Origin of the sequence: Pseudomonas sp. PMCC200344 (assembly GCF_030053095.1) — a bacterium.
Taxonomy (GTDB): domain Bacteria; phylum Pseudomonadota; class Gammaproteobacteria; order Pseudomonadales; family Pseudomonadaceae; genus Aquipseudomonas; species Aquipseudomonas svalbardensis.
On sequence record NZ_CP125618.1, the window covers coordinates 3,634,212 to 3,657,242 of the forward strand.

Annotated in this window: 18 protein-coding genes; 12 read left to right on the forward strand and 6 right to left on the reverse strand. The window is 56.6% G+C overall.

The window, feature by feature from the left end; translation table 11 throughout:
* Window positions 1–10: 10 nt before the first annotated feature.
* The 3 genes from QFW87_RS16445 (at window position 11) to QFW87_RS16455 (ending at window position 4,039) form a co-directional block, all read left to right on the forward strand.
* Window positions 11–952, forward strand: a complete 942-nt coding sequence (locus tag QFW87_RS16445; RefSeq protein WP_283183945.1) for an alpha/beta fold hydrolase — start codon at window positions 11–13, stop codon at window positions 950–952.
* A gap of 124 nt (window positions 953–1,076) precedes the next feature.
* On the forward strand, window positions 1,077–2,135 hold the full coding sequence (locus QFW87_RS16450) for an IS110 family transposase (RefSeq protein WP_283190887.1): 1,059 nt from the start codon (window positions 1,077–1,079) through the stop codon (window positions 2,133–2,135).
* A gap of 518 nt (window positions 2,136–2,653) precedes the next feature.
* The gene (locus QFW87_RS16455) at window positions 2,654–4,039 is read left to right on the forward strand and encodes a VOC family protein (protein ID WP_283188266.1); all 1,386 of its coding nucleotides are present in this window, start codon (window positions 2,654–2,656) and stop codon (window positions 4,037–4,039) included.
* Window positions 4,040–4,195: 156 nt separating this feature from the next.
* Here the strand turns inward: QFW87_RS16455 and QFW87_RS16460 are convergent, their stop codons facing one another.
* Window positions 4,196–4,873 (reverse strand): type 1 glutamine amidotransferase domain-containing protein, encoded by a 678-nt coding sequence (locus QFW87_RS16460; RefSeq protein WP_283183943.1) that lies wholly within the window; start codon window positions 4,871–4,873, stop codon window positions 4,196–4,198.
* Between the two features lie 444 nt (window positions 4,874–5,317).
* Between QFW87_RS16460 and QFW87_RS16465 the strand changes: the two genes are divergently transcribed.
* The 7 genes from QFW87_RS16465 to QFW87_RS16495 all read left to right on the forward strand — a co-directional run bounded on the left by QFW87_RS16465 (window position 5,318) and on the right by QFW87_RS16495 (window position 14,616).
* Window positions 5,318–5,833 (forward strand): Hcp family type VI secretion system effector, encoded by a 516-nt coding sequence (locus QFW87_RS16465; RefSeq protein ID WP_054051032.1) that lies wholly within the window; start codon window positions 5,318–5,320, stop codon window positions 5,831–5,833.
* 132 nt (window positions 5,834–5,965) lie between these two features.
* Window positions 5,966–8,008, forward strand: coding sequence for a type VI secretion system tip protein TssI/VgrG (tssI, locus tag QFW87_RS16470; protein WP_283188267.1), 2,043 nt, complete (start codon window positions 5,966–5,968; stop codon window positions 8,006–8,008).
* Window positions 8,001–8,900 carry a DUF4123 domain-containing protein gene (locus tag QFW87_RS16475; RefSeq protein ID WP_283183940.1) on the forward strand — a complete coding sequence of 300 codons (900 nt, stop codon included), beginning with the start codon at window positions 8,001–8,003 and terminating at the stop codon, window positions 8,898–8,900. Before tssI ends, QFW87_RS16475 begins: the two co-directional genes overlap by 8 nt.
* Complete coding sequence (locus QFW87_RS16480; protein WP_283183939.1) at window positions 8,897–12,217, forward strand: toxin VasX; 3,321 nt, start codon at window positions 8,897–8,899, stop codon at window positions 12,215–12,217. The genes QFW87_RS16475 and QFW87_RS16480 overlap by 4 nt, the downstream gene beginning before the upstream one ends.
* Window positions 12,218–12,253: 36 nt before the next feature.
* Window positions 12,254–13,348: a DUF6708 domain-containing protein gene (locus QFW87_RS16485; RefSeq protein ID WP_349294093.1), complete on the forward strand. Its 1,095-nt coding sequence runs from the start codon at window positions 12,254–12,256 to the stop codon at window positions 13,346–13,348.
* A gap of 202 nt (window positions 13,349–13,550) precedes the next feature.
* The gene (locus QFW87_RS16490; RefSeq protein ID WP_283183938.1) at window positions 13,551–13,979 is read left to right on the forward strand and encodes a hypothetical protein; all 429 of its coding nucleotides are present in this window, start codon (window positions 13,551–13,553) and stop codon (window positions 13,977–13,979) included.
* Entirely contained in the window at window positions 13,894–14,616 is a 723-nt protein-coding gene (locus QFW87_RS16495) for a DUF6708 domain-containing protein (RefSeq protein WP_283188268.1), read from the forward strand. Before QFW87_RS16490 ends, QFW87_RS16495 begins: the two co-directional genes overlap by 86 nt.
* A gap of 40 nt (window positions 14,617–14,656) precedes the next feature.
* On the opposite strand, the gene QFW87_RS16500 is transcribed toward QFW87_RS16495, so the two are convergent.
* Window positions 14,657–16,042 (reverse strand): IS4 family transposase, encoded by a 1,386-nt coding sequence (locus QFW87_RS16500; protein WP_283181230.1) that lies wholly within the window; start codon window positions 16,040–16,042, stop codon window positions 14,657–14,659.
* A 409-nt stretch (window positions 16,043–16,451) separates the two neighbouring features.
* Between QFW87_RS16500 and QFW87_RS16505 the strand changes: the two genes are divergently transcribed.
* Complete coding sequence (locus QFW87_RS16505) at window positions 16,452–16,853, forward strand: hypothetical protein (RefSeq protein ID WP_283188269.1); 402 nt, start codon at window positions 16,452–16,454, stop codon at window positions 16,851–16,853.
* Between the two features lie 13 nt (window positions 16,854–16,866).
* Window positions 16,867–17,496, forward strand: a complete 630-nt coding sequence (locus tag QFW87_RS16510) for a hypothetical protein (RefSeq protein WP_283188270.1) — start codon at window positions 16,867–16,869, stop codon at window positions 17,494–17,496.
* A 48-nt stretch (window positions 17,497–17,544) separates the two neighbouring features.
* Here QFW87_RS16510 and QFW87_RS16515 read toward each other — a convergent pair whose 3' ends face one another.
* The 4 genes from QFW87_RS16515 to QFW87_RS16530 all read right to left on the reverse strand — a co-directional run bounded on the left by QFW87_RS16515 (window position 17,545) and on the right by QFW87_RS16530 (window position 22,900).
* Entirely contained in the window at window positions 17,545–18,093 is a 549-nt protein-coding gene (locus QFW87_RS16515) for a cupin domain-containing protein (protein ID WP_007895886.1), read from the reverse strand.
* 427 nt (window positions 18,094–18,520) lie between these two features.
* Complete coding sequence (locus tag QFW87_RS16520; RefSeq protein WP_283180578.1) at window positions 18,521–19,807, reverse strand: FAD-binding oxidoreductase; 1,287 nt, start codon at window positions 19,805–19,807, stop codon at window positions 18,521–18,523.
* A 52-nt stretch (window positions 19,808–19,859) separates the two neighbouring features.
* Window positions 19,860–21,350 carry an aldehyde dehydrogenase gene (locus QFW87_RS16525; RefSeq protein WP_283180579.1) on the reverse strand — a complete coding sequence of 497 codons (1,491 nt, stop codon included), beginning with the start codon at window positions 21,348–21,350 and terminating at the stop codon, window positions 19,860–19,862.
* 173 nt (window positions 21,351–21,523) lie between these two features.
* Window positions 21,524–22,900 (reverse strand): glutamine synthetase family protein, encoded by a 1,377-nt coding sequence (locus QFW87_RS16530; protein WP_283180580.1) that lies wholly within the window; start codon window positions 22,898–22,900, stop codon window positions 21,524–21,526.
* Window positions 22,901–23,031 lie beyond the last annotated feature (131 nt).

The following is a 23,031-nucleotide window of genomic DNA, read 5'->3' on the forward strand; positions in this document are numbered from 1 at the left end:
AAGATGCCTGATGCTTTTGTTGGTTGTCGCAATCGCAGTTTTCGTGGCCTGGAGCTGGTTGAGTTACCCGGCCATCGGTCATTGGCTCTATGACTTGAACATGTCGATAGAGGCCAAGCTGTATGGACTGCACAAAATTGTCGTGCCGATCGCCGAAATGACCGTCTCGACCTGGCAAGGCGGGCCGTACGAAGCGTCCAGCAGCGTGCTGATGCTCCACGGTTTCAGCGCCGACAAAAACATCTGGCTGCGCTTTGCCCGGCACTTTGTCGGCAACTATCGGGTGATCATCCCCGACATCGCCGGCCATGGCGAAACCGGCTTCAAGGCGGGCGGCGGCTACGACATTCCCTTGCAGGCCAAACGGATGATCCAGTTGCTCGATGTCTGCGGCGTCGAGAAAGTCCACGTGATCGGCAACTCGATGGGCGGCTACATGGCAGCGTGGCTGGCGGCCACGTACCCGGATCGCATTGTTTCGGTGGCCCTGATCGACCCGGCAGGTGTCACCGCCCCCGAAGCCAGCGACCTGGAGCGCCATTTGGCCAAGGGCCACAACCCGTTCCTGATTCATTCACGGGAAGAATTCCAGCGCTTCTACGCCATGACCATGGCCGAACCGCCGTGGGTACCCAAGGTGATGCTGGACGCCATCGCGCAACGCTATGAACAGCAATGCGAGGAGCTGGAAGAAATCTTCAAGGACTTGCGCGCCAGCCCGCCGATGGAGCCGAAACTGCCCGACATCAAGTGCCAGGCACTTTTGCTGTGGGGACACAAGGACCGCTTGATCGATGTCAGCAGCGTGGCGATCTGGAGCAAAGGCATCGCCGATCTGCGAGTGGAAGTCTGGGACCACACCGGCCATATGCCGATGGTGGAACAACCGACGAACACGGCGCGGCTGTATCGGGAATTTTTGGCATCGCTACGTTCGGAACTTCCTGTGTAATTGGATGGACTCGCCCAAGCCGAGGCGTCAATGCGCCACGGTGGCAGTCTAAACAGCCAACGACAGCGAGGGCGAGTCCATGAAAAAGCATACTTCGATTGATCAATTCCTGTCTTCTTCCGATTTGTCGGCCTGCACAACCGTGGCGGTCGATCTGGCCAAGCAGGTCTTTCAGGTCGCCGGTGAAGACGTCCTCGGCCAGGTGCACTACGAGCAACGGATCAAGTCGCGCGAGGCGTTTTATGAGTTTCTACGCCAGTTGCCGCCTCATGTCGTGGTTCTGATGGAGACCGGCCCGGGTGCTCAAGCCTGGGCCCGGCAGCTGCAAGACCAAGGCAATCTGGCGCGGATTCTTCCAGCCGGCTTGGTGGCCACACATCGCAGCGGGCCTAAAAATGATCGCAACGATGCGCTGGCGATCCTGCGGGCTGGTCGCGATGAAAAGATCTGCGCAGTGCCGGTCAAAAGCGTTGCGGCGCTGGCCATGCAGGCACTGCATCGCGCTCGTCAAGGTTACGTGCGTCGCCGCACCGCCGTGAGTAATCAGATGCGCGGCCTGCTGCTCGAGCATGGCGTGGCCTTGGCGCAGGGCGATGTTGCGATCAGCCAGAAAATTCCGCGGGTACTGGAAGATGCCACCCAGCCGGTGCCGGGTCTGCTGCGTGAACTGATCGACGAACTGTTGGCCGAGTGGCGCCATTTGGGCGAACGCATCAGCGTGCTGACGGGGCGCCTCGAAGTGGCCGCCAACGCCGACATGACGGCGAAGCGACTGATGACTGTGCGCGGCATCGGCCCAGTCACTGCCACGGCACTGGTGGCCAAGGAAACCAAGCCTGAGCGATTTCCCAATGCCCGCAAGTTTGCCGCGTACTTTGGCATGGTGCCTGACCAGCACAGCAGCGGGCAGACGGTCCGGCTGGGGGACATGACCAAGCGAGGCGATGTTTATTTACGCAGCCTGATGATCCAGGGAGCCCATGCGGTACTGCAACAACTACGACCTGATTCCCAGCAACCCGATGACCGCCGCTTGTTGCGCTGGATGAGCCGACTGGGCCGTAAGGAGGCTGCGGTCAGGTTAGCCAACCGCAACCTGCGAATCGTCTGGGTGCTTCTACAGAATGACCAGACTTATCGTCGCCAGGCTGGTGATGGCCGGCAAGCGACGATGAGCCACTGAGCGACAGAGTTCTGCCACCGAGGTACTAACTGTCCGGCCCTTTGCTGAAAAAAAATTGACCCCAGGTAAGACCGGCGTGGATTGATGCCTTAGCTGCTACTGGCCTTCGAGGCCTGACTGTAATCGGCATACCACGAGCTCTTCCAATTTTGGCCAGAAGCCGAAGACGGCTTCCTCGAATAGGCCTAATACATAGATGCAACGGGGCGGCGGTTTTTCAAAAGCGGGTAGACAGTGGGGGCGAGTCCATACATAGCAGCTGCCGAGCCTGCGAGGCTGCGTTCGGCTGCGAAGCAGTCGCAAGTCCAGCACGCACGTTCCTCCTGACACACCACAGTGGCTGATTTCACGACTGCTTCGCAGCCGAACGCAGCCTCGCGGGCTCGGCAGCTGCTACAAGCTGCTACAACCAGCAGTCCTTTGCAGAATGAAGTCCGTAAGATTCTTCGTTTGTCGGCACCGCGCAAGGCTGCGATCTTTTTCCGCATCCTTTACGTCACTGCACCAGGAATTCTTTCATGAGTCACCCGAACTTCGTCAGCCCTGACCTGATCCGCCAACGCTTCTCCAAAGCGATGTCCGACATGTACCGCGAAGAAGTGCCGCTGTACGGCGCGCTGATGGAATTGGTGGAGCAGACCAACCACCACGTGCTGGACAGCGATCCACAGATCGCCCGACAGTTGAACAGCACCGGTGAAATCCAGCGCCTGGACCTGGAGCGGCATGGCGCGATCCGTGTTGGCACCGCCGATGAACTGGCCACCCTCGCCCGGCTGTTTGCGGTGATGGGCATGCAGCCGGTGGGTTATTACGACCTGTCCCCGGCCGGTGTGCCGGTGCACTCCACCGCTTTTCGCGCGGTGCATGAGGCGGCGTTGGAGGTCAGCCCATTCCGGGTATTCACCTCCCTGCTGCGCCTGGAACTGATCGAAGACCTGGAACTGCGAGCGTTCGCCCAGTCGGTGCTGGATAAGCGTTCGATCTTCACGCCCACTGCGCTGATTCTCATCGAGCGCGCCGAAACCCGGGGAGGCCTCACCGAACAGGAGGCCCAGGACTTCGTCGAGCAGGCGCTGGAAACGTTCCGCTGGCATCACACCGCCACCGTTACCGCCGAGCAGTACCGCAAACTCAGCGCCCAGCATCGCCTGATCGCCGACGTGGTGGCGTTCAGCGGCCCCCATATCAACCACTTGACGCCGCGCACCCTGGACATCGACATCGTCCAGGCGCAAATGCCTGCCCACGGCATCACCCCCAAAGCAGTGATCGAAGGCCCGCCCCGCCGTCAGTGCCCGATCCTGCTGCGCCAGACCAGTTTCAAGGCCCTGGACGAGCCTGTCGCCTTCACCGATCAAGCCGAGAATCGTGGCAGCCACAGCGCCCGTTTCGGCGAAATCGAACAACGCGGCGCCGCGCTCACCCCCAAAGGCCGGGCGCTTTACGACCGTTTGCTCAACGCTGCCCGGGATGAATTGAAAGACTTCCCCAATGAGGCCAATGCCGCACGTTACAACGCGCTGATGGCGCAGCACTTTGCAGAATTCCCTGACACCGTTGAGGGCATGCGCCAACAGGAACTGGCGTACTTTCGCTACTTCGTCACGGAAAAAGGGTTGGGAGCCGACGAGTTGAAATCGTGGTCGCTGGAAGATCTGCTCAGCGGCGGGTACTTGCGGGTTGAACCGTTGGTGTACGAAGATTTCCTGCCAGTCAGCGCTGCGGGGATTTTTCAGTCAAACCTGGGGGATGCGGCGCAAACCCACTATGGCGTGCAGTCGAACCGGCAAGTGTTCGAGAAGGCGCTGGGGCGATCGACGATTGATGAATTGGCGTTGTATGCCGAGACACAGCGGCGCTCGATCGAGGAATGTTTCGCAACGTCGAGCCTCGCTGTCTGAGGCGTGGCACGAACATGTAGCAGCTGGCGCAGCCTGCGTTCGGCTGCGCAGCAGTCGTAAAACCGGCAAACACGGTTTGTCTGGAAGACCACGGCGGCGGATACAACGACTGCTTCGCAGCCGAACGCAGGCTCCGCCAGCTGCTACACGTCAGACTTAGCGGAGCTTCGCCAACAGTTCTTGTGCCGCTGCTTCAGAGGAAGCCGGATTCTGACCGGTAATCAGCAAACCATCAGTGAGCACATAACTCGCCCAGTCAGCACCTTTGGAATAGACACCACCCTTCTCCTTAAGCATGTCCTCCACCAAAAACGGCACGACATTCGTCAGTTGCACAGCCTCCTCCTCAGAATTGGTAAACCCCGTCACGCGCTTGCCTTTGACCAGCGGCTGACCGTCCGCGCCCTTGACGTGACGCAACACACCCGGTGCGTGGCAGACGGCCGCGACCGGTTTGCCCGCCTGGGAAAACGCCTCGATCAGAGCAATCGAAATTTTGTCTTCGACCAAATCCCACAGCGGGCCATGGCCGCCCGGGTAGAAAATAGCGTCGTAATCTTCAGCTCTCGCGCTGCTCAGCAGAGCGGTGGACGCCAATGCGGACTGGGCGGCGGGGTCTTTGCGAAAGCGCTCGGTGGCTGCGGTTTGCGCGTCGGGCTCGTCGCTTTTTGGGTCCAGCGGTGGTTGACCACCCTTGGGCGAGGCCAGGGTCAACTGGGCGCCGGCGTCCTTAAAGGCGAAATACGGTGCGGCGAATTCCTCCAGCCAAAAGCCGGTTTTCTTACCCGTGTCCCCCAATTGATCGTGTGACGTTAGAACCATCAGGATTTTCATGTCGTTCTCCTTGAGTTCGCAGATGTTCATTCATCTCGGCGCTGAGTTTGACCTCCAGGCTGCAGCATTCGTTGCACCTGTCACCCTAGCGGTTCTGCTGCCGGTTTTCGGCAAATCAGACGATGGGTCACCGAATGATGGCTAACCGCCTTGATGCGCAAGAAGTTGCGCACTCAACGCTGCGAAAGCCCTTTCCGGGGCGCTGATCGCCCGGCCTGGCAGGCGCTCCAGCCAAGTGCGCAAGAAGTTGCGCAGTACTGCGCAACTTCTTGCGCACATTCACAGGCGATCACTGCCGAACATTCTTCGCGAGCGCTGAAAATCCTCCCAACCTACTGATTTATATAGTCTTAACCGTTTATGGCACGGTCCTTGATAACAGTCAGGCACCCACCGGGCGATACCGCCTCCCGGGCACCCTAACTTTTAGCAAGGAGCACATCCATGGCTACACCAGCGTACATGTCCGTCACTGGCGAAAAACAAGGTCTGATCACTGCCGGCGCCTTCACCGCCGACTCGGTTGGCAACACCTACCAGGAAGGTCACGAAGACCAGGTCATGGTTCAGGCTTTCAGCCACGACGTGATCATCCCGCGTGACCCGCAGTCCGGCCAACCGACCGGTCAGCGCGTCCACAAGCCAGTCGTGATCACCAAGGTATACGACAAGGCTTCGCCACTGCTGCAAGCAGCTCTGACCTCCGGCGAGCGCATGAGCGAAATCGTTATCCAGTGGTACCGCACCTCGGCTCAAGGTACCCAAGAGCACTACTACACCACCAAACTGGAAGACGCGATCATCGTCGCCATCAACAACAAAATGCACAACTGCCAGGATCCGTCGAACTCGCACTTCACTCACCTGGAAGAAGTGCAATTCACCTACCGCAAAATCACCTGGACCCACGAAGTATCCGGTACTTCGGGTTCCGATGACTGGCGTCAGCCGGTCGCCTAACTTAAGCCGACCGTCTCAAGCATCGGCCAGCTCTGCTGGTCGATGTTGTTTACGCCCTTCCAGAATTTTCGCGTCCGCAAGCTCCCTGCACGGGTGCCGGCGAGCGCCGCTGCACTGCACGAGGAACAAGGGATGTTCGCGCCGGCCAATCAAACTCACTTTGCCCTGACCATCGAAGGTCTTTCCAACGACTTCCAGGTGCTATCCCTGCAAGGTCGGGAAGCCATCAGCCAGCCTTTTGTGTTTGAGGTGGAGCTGGTCAGTGAACAGCCGTCCCTGGACCTCGAGACCCTGCTGCACAAACCGGCCTTTTTGCAGCTCTCGCCTGACGGCAGCGGCATCCATGGCCAGATCTATCGCGCCGCCCAGGGGGATTCCGGCAAACGCCTGACCCGCTACGCGGTGACCCTGCGCCCGCAACTGTCTTACCTGGCGCACCGCATCAACCAACGCATCTTCCAGAACCTCACGGTGCCGAAAATCATCGGCAGCGTCCTCGAAGAGCACGGCATCCAAAGCAACGCCTACGAATTCAAAGTCGGGGCGATTTATCCCGAGCGCATCTACTGCGTTCAATACGATGAATCGGACCTGCAGTTCATCCAGCGCCTGTGCGAGGAAGAAGGTATCCACTACCACTTCGAACACAGCGCCACGGCCCACAAACTGGTGTTCGGCGATGACCAGACGGTATTCCCGAAACTAGCGCCAGTGGCCTATCAGCAAGACTCCGGCATGGTCGCCAACGACCCGGTGATCAAGCGCTTCGACCTGCGCCTGGAAACCCGCACCAGCCGCACCACCCGCCGCGACTACGACTTCGAAAAACCGCGCCTGACCCTGGAAAGCGAAAACCGCGGCGACGCCCTGCCCGACCTCGAAGACTACGACTATCCCGGCCGCTTTATCGACCGCGAACGCGGCAAGCACCTGGCCAAACGCGCTCTGGAACGTCACCGCAGCGACTTCCAGCTCGCCGAAGGCAAAAGCGATCAGCCGTTGCTGGTCAGTGGCCACTTCCTGGCCCTGACCCATCACCCGAAAGCCAAATGGAACGACCTGTGGCTGCTCACCGAAATCCTCCACGAGGGCAAACAGCCGCAAGTGCTGGAAGAGTCGGTCACCAGCGACACCACCAACCTGAAAGACGATTTCCACCAGGGCTACCGCAACCGCTTCCAGGCCACCCCGTGGGACGTGCCGAACCGCCCACCGCTGACCCAGAAAAAGCCGCGCATCCTCGGCAGCCAAAGCGCCGTGGTCACCGGGCCAAAAGGTGAAGAAATCCACTGCGACCAATACGGTCGCGTCAAAGTGCAATTCCACTGGGACCGCGAAGGCCAGGCCGACGACAAGACCAGCTGCTGGCTGCGCGTCTCCTCCGCCTGGGCCGGCGCCCACTACGGTGGCATCGCCATCCCGCGCATCGGCATGGAAGTGCTCGTCACCTTCCTCGAAGGCGACCCCGACCAACCGCTGATCAGCGGCTGCCTGTACCACAAGGAAAACGTCGTCCCGTACGCCCTGCCGGCGAACAAAACCCGCAGCACCTTCAAAACCCTGAGCTCCCCCGGTGGCGGCGGTTACAACGAACTGCGCATCGAAGACAAAAAGGGCCAGGAACAAATCTTCCTGCACGCCCAGCGCGACTGGGACGAAAACGTCGAACACGACCAGAAAATCCGCGTCGGCAACGAACGCCACGACACCGTCGAGAAGAACAGCTACAGCGAATTCAAAGCCGAAGAACACCACACCGTCTACGCCGACCGCAAAGTCGAAACCCGCGCCAACGACCACCTCACCGTGGGCGTCAACCAGCACATCAAAGTCGGCACCGGCCAGTTCATCGAAGCCGGCCAGGAAATCCACCTGAGCAGCGGCATGAAAGTCGTGCTCGAAGCCGGCAGCGAACTGACCCTCAAGGGCGGCGGCAGCTTCATCAAGATTGATGGCAGCGGTGTGACGTTGAGCGGGCCGGTGATCAACATGAACTCCGGCGGGAGTCCGGGAAATGGGACGGGGGCGGCGCCATTGTTGCCGGGGCCGTTGAAGCAGGCGGATGCGGATAAGGCCGGCCAATTGTTGGTGCCCGCTCAGCGGCAAGCGTTGATGCAGAAGAAGCCAATCTGCGCGATCTGCGAGAAGGCCAAACTGGAGGCGCAAAATGCTTAAGTCAGATTGGCCGCTGGAAAATGGGTTGCCTCAAGGCCTGCCGTGGAATGGCACCGTCGGTTTGCTACTGGATGGCGTCAGCGTCGAGAAACTGCCTCAACACCTTTATCAATGGTCGGATAATCCGGTTTTCGAGCCACTCTACCTTGGCACCCCGTGGGCTGAACTGGGTGACGTTTCGCCGTGCCTTGTCCAGATAAACACCCAGAACAATCCCATTCTCGCGAAGTTTCTGGCTGAGCCCCGCCAGGAGTGGGGCTACCTGGTGTTCAGCGATCAACCCTGGGCACAAATGGTCGAGCACTTCCGCTGGCTGACCAGCGTCATGCACCCTCAGGGTGAAGAAGTCCTGCTGCGCGTCGCCGACCCTGCCGTGGCCCACGCATTGCTCAGCCACGCCGAGAGCATCAAGGACCCTACCCTGTTCGGCCCGTGCTCGCAGATGGTCACCGCCGACGCGGCTCTGGGCTGCTGGCACATCAACCAGCGACCGGGCAAAGCTCCCGAGCCCAACCACAGCAAACGCTACCGCTTGAGCGACGAACAACTCAGCCAACTGGACGAAGTGAATTTCCGCAGCATCGTCCTGCGCCTCGACCAACACATGCACGAATACTTTCCGTCCTATCAGGTACAAGCGACCCCTCTGCAACGCTGGGAACACCTGCATGCATTGGCTTCGACTTCATATGATCGAGGCTTCAACACCGAGCTAGACATCACCCTCTACGCCAACATTCACGGGTTTCTCGGTGAGCGAGCGCTGGAGGAGCATCCGGACCTGGATGCAATACTGAAGACCCCTTCGGAACAAACGCCCGCGCAGCGACTCGAACAGGTCGCTGATATTGCCCAGGAACGGGCTGAAACCCTGCTAAGGAGCCAAGGATGACAACGCCCACATCGACCGGCAAAAGCCCGAACAACGTTGCAAAAAGCCGGGACGACGGCAAGTGTGCCCTGAGCGGCTGCTCGCTGATGAAGGCCAAAATCCAGCTCATCCCTCTCCGTTATGGCCTGGTTGAACGACTCGACCCATCCAGTGCACTGGCCATGCCGTACAAAACCACCTCACGTCCTCTGGGAATTCGCTTGATCCGCGACGGCTGGCTCTACGTCATCGTCGACAAGAAACCTCAAGCCGTCATGCACGAATACCGAATCCAGAACGGCATCGTGACCCAACTGCTGTGGGAAAAATGCGAAATCACCGCCAACAAACGCGAAAGCAACGTGGGCGAAGCCGTGCTGGTCTTCCCGCGTTTGAGCAAGCTCTACGTCAACTACTCCGAAGTGCAATGGACCGCCGCCAAATGCGCGCAGGTCATCAAGCACAAATCCGAGCGTGAATACTTCATGCAGGCAGTGGACCTGACCAACACTGATCCGGAGAAAGGCGCGGCTAATCTGTTGACGCCAAGTCAGGCGGAAAAATGGATTGCGGAGGTTGCGGAGCAGCCGAGTAAAGAGCCGGCGGTTACGGGTGCCAAGCCTGAGGAAAGCCAGGACTATCTCTGGGAGCAAGCGTCGCACTTCAAGAAAACTCAGTTGGGCGCGCTCAAAAAGCAAGTCAAGGCAGAAAATGAGCGTGACCATCTGTACTTGGTCATACAGGATGACCTGGGCGTGCTGCGCGATCTCGCAGAGCATCAGGATTTGGTCACTGGCTGGATCAGTAACTGGAGTGACGCTGAAGCCAATCAAAAGAAGTATGTGTTTGGTTGCTACATCGAATCGTTGTACACCGTAACCGGCGAAACCATTCTGAATGCCGCCCAAGGCGACCCTCGTTTTGCCAAACTCAAGGACGAAACAAGCGAGGACCAGCGGCAATCGATCGTCGATTACGTCAACGTTAAAAATCAAACCCAATATTCCGGTGCAGGTACGCATCGTGGGGCTATTGCAGCTTCAAAGTCGCGAATGCGTACGAGTCTTGGACCTTTGCATTCCAAGTATGAAGACCTGATCGAGACCATCGAAGACAACGCGGATGACGCGCTCGACGGCGCGAAAATGGGACAACAGGGCATCAACGATCTGATCGATCGGCCCGCTATGGAAGCCTTCCTGAAACAGCAACGCGCTCAACTCAGTCGTTGGAACAAACGTCTAGATCTGATCAGTGACGATCGCGCGAATCTGATCAGTGAAGAACGCTTCCAACGCTCAGCCTGGTATTTCGACCCCAAATTTGGCGATCAACTCAACACAACTCTCGCTACTGAATACGCCTGTATGAGAGACATTTGCCGGACAGATAAAGCGACTGAAAAGCTTGCCGATCTGATGGAGAAACAGCCGGGTTTTACCGTACCTACCTTCTTCACATTGAGCTTGACTGATCAGAAGGACATGCACGCCAAGGTCACATCTTTCATCAAGTCCCTGCGCGATACCTATATGGTCAAGGACGACTACCAGGGTGCCCAGGCACTCAGCGGAAAATTTGGCAATTTGCTCACTCAGAATCTCGCAGCAGCAATGCAATTGAGTGAAAACGGCATTGTGCTCGGTCAGTTGCGCGACACGGCATATGAGCCGGCAAAGCAATTGCGCCTGGCAGGAGCGCTGGATGAGGCCATGCAAGCGCTACGTAGTGGCCAGCCGCTAGATCCAGCAAAAGTATTGCGCCGAATTCCTGGCTCGGCCTGGATAGATGTTCTGCGTGCCTTTGGTAAGGGGGGTATTACGTTGGAGTTTGCCTCTGCAAATCAAATTGCCGCGTTCAAAGCTGATATGGCCAAACTGACAGATCTGCGCCAGCAAATGACTTCGCTGAAAAAACAGATTCGGCAAACCCTGGCTGATGAACGTAAAGGCCGGTCACCTAAAGGCGGTTACAAAACCTTGGTATCTCGCCGCAAAGCCATTCAACAAACTGTCGCTCCACTTGAAGGGCGGGTAGCTCAGGCCATGAGTCCTGTTGGTGACGGACCGGGTAAGGCTGCCTTCAAGATCAAAGGGCTTAACAATGCTCAGGTGCTTGAGTTTGAGCGGATGGCCGATGACTATCGGCTCAAGCGTCCTTCCAAAGGAATAAGCAAGGCGGTTTTCGCATCAGCTGGAGGGGATTTGTTTTCTTCAGCTGCAGCGATTCTGCAAATTATCAGCTTTACAGCTGTTTATAGTGAATTTGCTAGAAAAAAAGAGGCGGATTTCTCCGATAAATTAGCTGTAGCAAATGCTCTTTTTTCAATGATTGGGGGGACTATTGCCGCTGCCCAAGGAATTGCCATTACCGGCCTTTCTGTCGCAATTGAAAACTATGCGAGTGCTGCAGCTAAAATCGGATTAGCCGCCAAGTTAGGCAAAATTACAGGCGTATTGGGGCCGTTTTCATACCTTTTTGGCGCTATTGCCGCAGGCACCGGTTTGTACGGTGAAAAAGGGTCTGCTGCTAGGTGGACCGAAGCTTTACGGTCAGGCGATGGCGCCAAGCTAGCTGGGGCTAGCATGACGCTAGCTGGAGACTCCGGCCAACTAGTTGTCAATGGCTGGGCGACCGCACGAACAGTTCAATATACGTTTGAAGCTATGACGAATGTAAGCCAGGCGCGCGCTCTTGCGTGGGTTACGGCTGGTGGTAAGTTGCTCAGCGTCGCCGCACGGGCCAACCTGATTGGCCTAGTCCTGACAGGACTCCAATTGGGTGGTGAATGGCTATACAACCGTAATAACAAGACCGAACTGGATAAATGGTTGCTTAAAGGTCCTTGGGGCAAGCAGAGCGCAAACCGAAGTCTTGCGGAGGAGCGTTTGATGCTAGCAAATATTACTGCCGCTCCGCAGATAGCCCTACAACAAATAAACAGCAAGCCCATGGCCGTCTTGAGCGTGCCGGGGATGACAGCCAATGATCTGGAGGATGTCAGTCTCGGCCTCAGTGCTTACTGGCTAACTAACCATCAGCGCAATGACTGGGAAGCGTGGAGCGAACCGTTGCTGTATCAACTCAATCTGCTAGGTGCCCCGGGCGAACCTCTCAAGCTTGGCTTGGAAATATTCCAACACGAAGCTAACGCCCAGCATGGCCTTGCCGTCGTTTTACGCTACCACCCCGTAGCCGGTGATAAATCTTTCCGAGAGAAGCGATTCGAAACCACGACCCTAAACGCGCAGAATGGCAAGCTGCTTCAATCAGTATCTGTGTTAAGAACGCGTACCACGGATGCCCCTTGGTTGCTAGTAACTAGCGACTCCCTGTAGTTGCCTAACCCGCCTACATTTTTTCGGTTGAATTGCATGCCATCCAAACCTGAACAGCAAGTCGAACTTGACCTCAAAAATCACCGCCCCACGGCGGGTGAAACACGTCGTTTTGCCACAGGTGAAGCATTATTCTTGTCACCGTTGCCAGTTCCTACCGGGCAAATCCCAATGGATCTCGGCGGAAGTTTTGTTGAAGTCAACGACACCTACCTGGACCTGGGTAGCAGCAATCTCACCAAGTCTTTCCAAGCACGATTAGCTGTGTCACTCCCTACAGTCGTAGTTATCGTTTGTCTATTTGTTCTCCCAACCTTGATGGGCTTCGCAGCATTCATAAATCCATTCGGCAGAAGCTTTTGGTTTTACTTCAACGATTTTTTTGAGTTCGGAATATCACTAGCGCTCTGGTGTGGAGGGGGAGCAGCGCTGATCGGCCTGTACGCGATTATCAGCACCACAAGAAGCAAAGCCCGCGCCCGCCCCATCCGATTTAACCGTCAACGCCGTGAGGTCTGTTACTTCCCGAATGGCTCCGACGAACCCGTGATCCAGCCTTGGGAAGACACGGTTGCGTGGATCTCAGTCAGCACCGGATTCACCGGAGTAGGCGTAATCAGTAGCTACACCTTTGGCATGGCCATAGATAATCCCGAGGCCGATACGGTGCACTTTCTTACACAGGAGGTCATGACTCCTTTTCATGGACTAGGCAAATGGGAAGCCATACGTGTCTACATGGAAAAAGGACCGGAGTTTTGCCCTGGTAAAGCACCCTACGAGGGTCGCCACACTTTCGATCAAGAACGACAGGACATGCACGAGGAATACCAGCACAACGAACGTTCCGCTTTAGGAGTTGGTTGGTGGTACCTGACACACCTGATCACTTGGTGGCGTTTTCCGTACTGGGTAGCGGAATGGGACCACCGTTTCAGCATGAAATCTCTACCTGAATCCATTGCTGAGTGGTCCAAACCTTTACCCTCGGAACAATGGGCCAAACCAAGCGCCGCTCTGAAAGAGCAAAGCATGAAGATCGAAAAAGCCTTTACTCAGGGACAGGATTTCATGACGTACTTTAAGGCCAACCTAAACGAAACCAAGGCAGAAGAATCAACAAATGATTGAATGGAACTGATCAGCCGTGTCCACGATACGTGAATACAGTCGACTACCCCGTGCGGGAGACTTTGTGGAAAAAAGGGGAGTGATTTATTTTTTTGTCGGAAGTGATCGCGTTTCGAGCGCAAAAAGCAGATGCACCTTGGGTCATAGTATCAAGCGACATTTTAAGCCTTGCGGAAACCGCTGCCACCACTGGTAAAATTTGATGTTCTCCAAGAGCAAACACAATGATCTCGACATAAATAGCCAGCGTCCAAAAGCTGGAGCCAAGAGGGTAATGCCCACGGGAGAGGCACTTTTTCTTTCGCCACTGCCAGTCCCCACAGGTCAATTGTCGGTGGATTTAGGCGGAAAATTTATCGAAGTCAATGACACCTATCTTGACATCGGAACCAGTAATTCCGGAAAAGCGTTTCAAGCGCGAATCATGATAGCCAACACCATGTTCATTGCATTTTTCTTTTTTATATTTGCGCCGTTTATAGCGGGTACAACAGCGTGGGGAAACCCCTACGGAGTGACCTTCTGGTCTAGAGCAGAAGTCGTATTTGATTATGTTTTTTTATCTAGCACTTGGATTAACAGGAGCCACCGCTTTAATTGCGATTTACGTAGTAGCGGGCACAACCCTTAAAAAATCCAAAACAAGGCCAGTTCGATTTAATCGTCAACGACGTGAAGTTTGCTACTTTCCTGAAAAATCAGACACACCGATAACTCGTCCTTGGGAAGAAACAATAGCCTGGCTATCAGCAGGAACAGGCACAACCGGGGTTGGAGTCCTTAAAACCTTTACCCTTGGAATCGCCATAGAAGATAAAGCCAATGGAATAGCCTACTACCTTAACGATACTTTTCCGTCTCCGTTTCATGGGCTAGGACAGTGGGAGGCCATACGAAGCTACATGGAAAATGGCGTTGAGCATTGCCCGGCAAAAGCAGTCCATGAAGGCCGACATACTTTCGAAAAAGAACGCGCCGGCATGCAAGAAGAAGTCGATGCAGGGGAAAGAAGTTTAATTGGAAAATATTGGTGGGTGCTCACACACATTGTTTCTTGGTGGAAGATCCCGTACTGGATAGCAGAGTGGGATCATAAATACAGTATGAAGGCTATGCCGGAAAGTATTACTGAATGGTCTACGCCGCTGCCAGCCGAACATTGGTCGAAACCTAGTTTAGAACTAAAAGAACAAAGTTTGAAAATTCAAAAAGCTTTCTCCAACGGGCAAGACTTCATGTCGTACTTCAAAGCAAACGTTTCAATGTGAAATTTACAGAACCAAAATAGGGGACAGATTTGAATGGCACTTACTTAACATGTTTTGCGTGCCCATTTTTCCTGACATCTGCCCTTGCTGACCGACGCGGTTTGGTCAGTAAGGGGTAGGCTTGAGGTCTTCGTTTTATGGCTCGCGGCTCGATACGACCAGGCCGATTCCCGACGCGCCTCTGAGCAATCAACATCAATAAATTCGACAGGCCATCCTCGTCTTCGGGGCTGCCATATTGTCGCAAAGCCAGCCATAGCTGAAGGCTGTGTTTGAAGCTCAGTTCGCGAGGCAAGCAATCCGCTAACAGAGCCGATTGCGCCATGAGCATTCGGATCAGATTGTGTGCCAACAGATAGACCCATAACTCCTTGACTGCCATGCCTGGGGTTTTGCAGCTTAACTTTCCAAGTCCTAGCGTAGCTTTGAGATTGCGCAGATCCAACTCGACATGCCATCGACCCTTGTACAGCGATTTGAGAGCTGTTTTGGGTGTCTGCTTCGGGCAATGCAACGTGGTGACCAAAGTCTTTCCACCCGCCTTCAGCTCTCGCACTGTCAGTCTTTCAGGCGCCTGTTCGTAATGCGTTTGACTCATCCACGGCGGTCTTCTTGCAGGCTTTTTCAATTCGATCAGGTGATCTTCCGAACCCAGACTTTGCCCTAGGCGAAAGTCCGTGCTGCGCCGTCGAGCACCGTATTGTTCGAACACGCCATCGACACCTCTTCGTTGCAACTCACACAGCAAGAAGTAGGTAGCGTAGTAAGCGTCGCCCAATAAAATGTCGCCTGTTTTCAGCGTGTCGAGCATTGATCTGAGCAGCGTTTGCTCATCGCCGCCTTTGCCTCGGAAGCGCCCAAGGGCGGCATCCAAGACGGCGCCGCTGGAAAGGCAAACGATGCCAACCACGCGACACAGGGGAAAACCAAGACCGACTTTCTGGCCGCGTGACTGCGGATAGGCACCCTGATTGGCCGCAGTGTCGGGCATGCTGACCGTCGTGCCGTCCACCAACCGTACAGGCCGTCCCATCCAGCGCCACGACGAGGGTGCGTTATCACTTATCGAAGCACCGGTGTGCCTGACCAGCGTAGAAACCATTTCCACAGGTAGGCGTTTTCTGGCTTTGCAGTAGGCGCCCGTGCGAGTGCTACTGGGCTTCATGCCGCCACATGACCGTTTAATCGACAAGTCGTTGACGGCGTTCTGGCAGGAACGGTCGGCACTCATTGCTTGAGCCAGAAACATGGACAGCGTTTCAGTCGGCGGAAACAGACGCTCCCGATATTCCGGCAGTGCAGACTCGACGCGCTGTAAGAGCTCGGGAGACGTGAGGAGATTGAAAAACGCATAGGCATCACAGTCCGAAGCGTGTCGATGAAAACGTTGCTGTTGATGCTGGAGAATTTCACGTCTACGATTCATTTGGGGCTGTGTCCTTGGTTCGTCGGGGTGTGTTCGCAACTATCACCGTAGACCAAGACCAGCCCTTCTTCATTTTTTGCTTTCAGCTCAAGTGGTTAGCAGCTAAGTAAGTGCCATTCAGATCTGTCACCTTTTACGATTATCCAAACGTATCGTACGAGTCGGACGAAAACACTTAAAAACAGGGATGCTGGAGACTCCGAATTTTACACTTGGAGAAAACCATCAGAACCATGTTCCTCCGTGTAAATTCTAATATTTTTCACCCAAACCGCTACGGACAGAAACGCCCATGAAACCGTTGTATTTAAGCTCGCTCCTGCTTCTGATTACGGGCTGCTCCCCGATTCCGCAATACGAAATCCCTGCCAATGCCCCCCAAGCGCAAATTCGCAGTGAAATGGACGCAATGACCAACCGTCGCAACTACCTGACCCTTAGCGCAGCGCCGACCATGGCCTGCAAATACGGCAGGTCGGTACCCGTGACACCCGCTCGGGAACTATTCTCGGTCAGCGGTGGGCACCCATCGAAACCCGAAGGTTTTCGAGCCATTGAAGCGGGCAAACCGATCCACCTGATGCTGGAGGGCGGGGCCAGCGGCAACCGCAGATGCACAGTGAATTTCGTCAGTGAGTTCATGCCGGGCGCCCGCTATGTGATCAAGGGCGGCATCGCCGAAGGCCCCAATGTCATGAGCGGCTGCCAGCTCAACATCGTTGATCTGGATTCCGGAGCTCGACTCTTTCAGGCTAAGCAATCACCAGCCAAAGGCTGTGCACTGGATCGGTTATCACTGCCGACGCCTTGAGCGCGCTGGCCGATTGAGCGCTGTCATCTATTCCGTTACTGTTGTTCATTGGCGCTGGAAATATACAAATATGGCGAGAAAACCTGAAACAACTTGGGAGATGCTGAATGAGGCCATGTCCCATTTCCAGGAGCACATTCGCAACAAGAAGTTAACCTGGGAGCTTTCGCTGGTCGACCTCCTGCACGTAAGCAACTTCAAGGGTGGAAATGCTTCTATAACAGAGCCGATGGCAACGCTGCCCGCGAAGCTGAAATACTACGAAATTGCTCTAAAGGACATCGAAACAACATTTAAGAAAAAGCCTATGAATAATCTGACAGAAGAGGAGCTGACTCAACTGACTGGTCGCTGCACAGACTTCCTCGCTTTGACAACAAAACCGAAAAGTAAAATCCGAGGTCTGGGGCCGTCTTACGCTTCAGCGCTATTGGCAGCGCACTTCATAGATCTCATCCCCGTTCTGGACCGTCGGGCCCTCAACGGCGCCGGCATCAGCGTTAAAACGTATAGCAACCACCAGGTCAAGGACATCGCTAACCACTACGCCGAACTAATCAAGGCGTTTAGAGCGGCGCTGCGACTGACGCCAGAAATGACGTTGAGAGAGTTGGATAAACAATGGTTCAGTAAAAGCCTCTGAGATGTATGAACGGGAGAAGCGGCCACCCGCCGCTTCTATCATCAGGTATCAGAAGTTAGCTGGCGTATTCGCACTAATAATCTCCGCCTCATCCGCCCCAATATTCCGAAACCGATGCGGTAGCGTCGTCGGAAAGTAATACCCATCCCCAGCATTCAGCACACTAATCTGCCCATCAACCGTCAACTCAACCGTCCCCCGCGTAACCAGCCCACACTCCTCCCCTTCCGAATGCACAATCGGCTCTTCCCCCGAGCTCGCCCCAGGCGCGTACTGCTCGCGCAAAAGCCGCATCTGCCGACTCGGCACCGAAGCGCCAATCAACAGCAACCGCAAGCCATGACGCCCAAGATCCGGCTGCTCATTGGCGCGGAACACGTATTGATGCTCACGCGGCGGCTGATCAAAGGTAAAGAAGTCCGCCAAAGACATAGGAATGCCTTCGAGCAGTTTTTTGAGGGAGCTGACGGAGGGACTGACGCGATTTTGTTCGATCAGGGAGATGGTGGCATTGGTGACGCCGCTACGCCGGGCCAGCTCGCGCTGGGAGAGTTTGTAGCTTTCGCGTACTAATTTGAGTCGTGAGCCCGTGTCCATGACAGCCTTATGCGAGGAATACTTAAGGGTTATGGGGGTGGATGGCGGGCGACTTTTGGCCGCGAAAACACCGCTTCCCTGTCCCGGAAATTTGAAAGGCGGGTATTAAATCACGTTTGGTGGTGTTGCTCAGCAGGTTCGATAAGTGGTTGGGTAAAAAGGTTGTTTCGGCCTGAAGTTGGGTTGTTTGGCTGTGTGAACTGTGGATGCGGTTACTGGGTGTCAGGTGGGATTGTTAGTGACTGGTATGGCCTCATCGCGAGCAGGCTCGCTCCCACAGTTTGGTTCTGGTCGTATACAAATTTTGTGTATGCCATAGATCTCTTGTGGGAGCGGGCTTGCTCGCGAAGGCGATGTGTCAGCTACATCATTGTTGGATGTTAAGCCGCCTTCGCGAGCAAGCCCGCTCCCCCAGGGATTGTGTCGCTTAGATGCCGAAACGGTCACGCAGTGCGTAGTACGCGGCGCCCATGGCGGTGAGTGGGGCCTGGAAGGTGCGGCCGCCGATCATGGGCATGTGCGGGAGCGAAGCGAAGGCGTCGAAGCGTTCGGCGTCGCCGCGGATCATTTCCGAGATCAGTTTGCCGGCCAGGTGCGAGCAGGTGACGCCGTGGCCGCTGTAGCCTTGCATGTAGTAGGCGTTTTTCTCGATGCGGCCGAATTGCGGCATGCGCGACATGGTCAGCAGGAAGTTGCCGGTCCAGCGGTAGTCGATTTTTACGTCCTTCAGTTGCGGGAAGGTCTTGAGGATTTTCGGCTTGATCAGCTGTTCGATGTCGTCCGGTTCGCGGGCGCCGTAGACCACGCCGCCGCCGTACAGCAAGCGGTTGTCGGCGGTGAGGCGGTAGTAGTCGAGCAGGTAGTTGCAGTCTTCGACGCAGTAGTTGTTTTTGATCAGGCTGCGCGCAACCTTTTCGGACAACGGTTCGGTGACGACGATTTGCGAACCGCACGGCATGCTTTTGCGCGTGACGCGGTTGTCGAGGTCTTGCGGCAGGTAGGCGTTGCCGGCAATCAGCAGGTATTTGGCGCGGACTACGCCTTTGGCGGTGCGTACGGTGATCGGTTCGCCGTAAGTGATTTCCACCGCCGCCGATTGTTCGTAGATTTTGCCGCCCAGGCCGATGATGGCCGAGGCTTCCCCGAGGGCCAGGTTCAGGGGGTGGATGTGGCCGCCCTGCATGTCGAGCAGGCCGCCGACGTAGTTGTCGCAACCGACTTCGCGCTTGATTTCCGCCGCGTCGAGCATTTTCAGGTTCTTGTTGCCGTAGCGCTCCCAGTTGCTTTTCTGCTCGGCCAGGCCTTTGAGTTGCTTTTTGTTCAGCGCGGCGAAGATGCCGCCCGGCTTGTAGTCGCACTGGATGTCGTAGTGCTGTATGCGCTGACGGATGATGTCGGCGCCTTCGAAAATCATGCTGCCAAGGACTTCGGCGGTTTTGTCGCCGTAGCGTTCTTCGATGACATCGACGTCGCGGCTGTAGGAGTTGACCAGTTGGCCGCCGTTGCGACCGCTGGCGCCGAAACCGACTTTGGCGGCTTCGAGCACGGTCACGCTGTAGCCGGCTTCGGCGAGGAACAGGGCCGAGGACAAACCGGTGTAGCCGGCGCCGATCACGCAGACGTCGCAGTCCACCGCTTGTTCCAGGACAGGGAAGTCGCCGGTGAAGTTGCGGGTGGCGGCGTAGTAGCTGTTTACATGTGTTGTTGTTTTCATACGTTTCTCCGATGGCCGCTGGCACGTGCCGGCGACCGCCGTTGTAGAGGTGTTAGAGCTTGATCCAGGTCGCTTTGAGTTCGGTGTATTTGTCGAACGCATGCAGCGATTTGTCCCGACCGTTACCCGACTGCTTGTACCCGCCGAACGGCGCGGTCATGTCGCCGCCGTCGTACTGGTTGACCCAGACGCTGCCGGCGCGCAAGCCGCGCGCGAAGGTGTGGGCCTTGCTCAGGTTGCTGGTCCACACGCCAGCGGCCAGGCCAAAGATGCTGTCGTTGGCAATCGCCAGCGCTTCTTCTTCGGTGTCGAAGGTGATCAGCGACAGCACCGGGCCGAAGATTTCTTCGCGGGCGATGGTCATGGCGTTGGTCACGCCGTCGAAAATCGCCGGTTCCACGTACAGGCCACCGGTGTCTTCGAGGGTGCGGCTGCCGCCGGCAATCAGTTGCGCGCCCTGGTCTTTGCCGACCTGGATGTAGCGCAGCACGTTGTCCAGTTGACGCTGATCGACGACCGCGCCGACGGTGGTTTCTGCATCGAGGGCGTGACCCGGTTTCCAAGCTTGCAGTGCTTCCACCAGCAGCGGGATGAACTGCTCGCGAATCGAGCGTTCCACCAGCAAGCGCGAACCGGCGGTGCAGACTTCGCCCTGGTTGAAGGCAATCGCACCGGCCGCCGCTTGTGCTGCCGCGCGCAGATCCGGCGCGTCGGCGAACACCACGTTCGGGCTCTTGCCGCCGGCTTCGAGCCAGACGCGTTTCATGTTGCTTTGGCCGGAATAGATCAGCAGTTGCTTGGCAATCGCGGTCGAGCCGGTGAAGGCCAGCACGTCGACGTCCATGTGCAGCGCCAGCGCCTTGCCGACGGTGTGACCGTAGCCCGGCAGGACGTTGAACACGCCTTTCGGGATTCCCGCTTCCAGCGCCAGTTGGGCGATGCGGATGGCCGTGAGTGGCGACTTTTCCGAAGGCTTGAGGATGAACGAGTTGCCGGCCGCGAGGGCTGGGGCGAACTTCCAGCTGGCCATGATCAGCGGGAAGTTCCACGGCACGATGGCGGCGACCACACCGGCAGGTTCGCGGGTGATGAGGCCGAGTTGGTCGTGCGGCGTGGCGGCGACTTCGTCGTAGATCTTGTCGATGGCTTCGGCGCTCCAGCGGATCGCGTTGGCGGTCGCTGGAATGTCGATGTTCATCGAGTCGCTGATCGGCTTGCCCATGTCGAGGGTTTCGAGCAGGGCGAGTTCTTCCTGGTTGGCCAGGATGAGATCGGCGAAGCGAATCAAAATGCGTTTGCGTTCTGCGGGCGCCAACCGCGCCCAGATGCCGGATTCGAAGGTGCGGCGTGCGACGGCGACTGCCGCATTGGCGTCGGCTTCGTCGGTGCTGGCGACGTTGGCCAGGAAGCGACCGTCGACCGGGCTCATGCATTCAAAGGTGTCGCCGCTGAGTGCCGGGCAGTATTGGCCGTCGATGAATGCGCGGCCTTCGATGGTTAGGGACTGGAAGCGTTGCTCCCAGTCGCTGCGAGTGTTTGTCATGGTTGTGACTCGACGCAGAGGAATAAGTAGTGGGACTGCAATCCCCTGTGGGAGCGAGCCTGCTCGCGAAAGCGGTGCGTCAGACAACATCAATGTTGACTGTGCCGCCGCCTTCGCGAGCAGGCTCGCTCCCACAGTTGATCGGGTTTTCAGCCTGGATCCGGTGTTACCCATCAAACCGTATGCAGGTACCAGTTGTACTCAAGGTCGGAGATGGAGTTCTCGAACTCGGCCAGCTCGCTTTCCTTGCACGCCACGAACACGTCGATGTACAGCGGGTCGATGTAGCGCGACATGACTTCGCTGTCGGCTAGCTCGCGCAGTGCATCGCGCAGGTTGTTCGGCAGGCTCTGCTCGTTCTGCTCGTAGCTGTTGCCTTCAACCGGTGCGCCCGGCTCGATTTCGTTGGTCAGGCCGTGGTGAATACCGGCCAGTACCGACGCCATCAGCAAGTACGGGTTGGCATCAGCGCCCGCCACGCGGTGTTCGATACGCACGGAGTCCGACGAACCGGTCGGCACACGCACTGCCACGGTACGGTTGTCGATGCCCCAGCTCGGCGAGTTCGGCACATAGAACTGCGCGCCAAAACGACGGTACGAGTTGACGTTCGGGCAGAGGAACGCCATCTGCGCCGGCAGGGTCTCGAGCACACCGCCGATCGCGTGTCGCAGCGCGGCGTTCTGCTCGGGATCCTCGCTGGCAAAGATGTTGTTGCCTTCTTTGTCGAGAATCGAAATGTGCACGTGCAAGCCATTGCCCGCCTGGCCCGGATACGGCTTGGCCATAAACGTGGTGTCCATCTCGTGGTCGTAGGCGATGTTCTTCACCAGACGCTTGAGCAACACCGCGTAGTCGCAGGCCTTGATCGGGTCGTTGACGTGATGCAGGTTCACTTCGAACTGCGCCGGGGCGCTTTCCTTGACGATGGCGTCAGCAGGGATGCCCTGCTCTTTCGCGCCTTCAAGGATGTCTTGCAGGCAATCGACGTATTCGTCGAGGTCGTCGATCAAATACACCTGAGTCGACATCGGACGCTTGCCGGACACCGGCGAGCGTGGCGATTGCGGACGACCGTTCACGTTGTCCTGGTCGATCAGATAGAACTCGAGTTCGAACGCGGCGCAGATGGTCAGGCCCATGTCATCGAACTTACTCACGACCTGACGCAGTACTTCGCGAGGGTCAGCAAAGAACGGCTGGCCTTCGAGTTCGTGCATGGTCATTAACAGTTGCGCGGTCGGGCGCTTCTGCCAGGGCTCGATGCTGAGCGTATCAGGGATGGGGAAGCAGATTCGGTCTGAGTCGCCGATGTCCAGACCCAGGCCGGTGCTTTCCACCGTAGAACCGTTGATGTCCAGAGCGAACAGAGACGCCGGGAGGTTAATGCCTTTTTCGTAAACCTTATGAAGACTGGTGCGCTCGATGCGCTTGCCGCGCACCACACCGTTCATATCCGCAATCAGAAGGTCGACGTACAAAACCTCAGGATATTTCTTAAGGAATGCGTTTGCTTCGTTGAGTTGAACGGTACGCAGAGGGACCGACATGATGCACCTATTAGCTGTTAATTATTATGTTCACTACCTTGTTGCGAGCCCAGTCAACCCGAACGGCAAAGTGAAGTCAATAGCGAACACTTGACCTCTCCACCTTTATTTTCTGGCCTTTCTTGGGCACG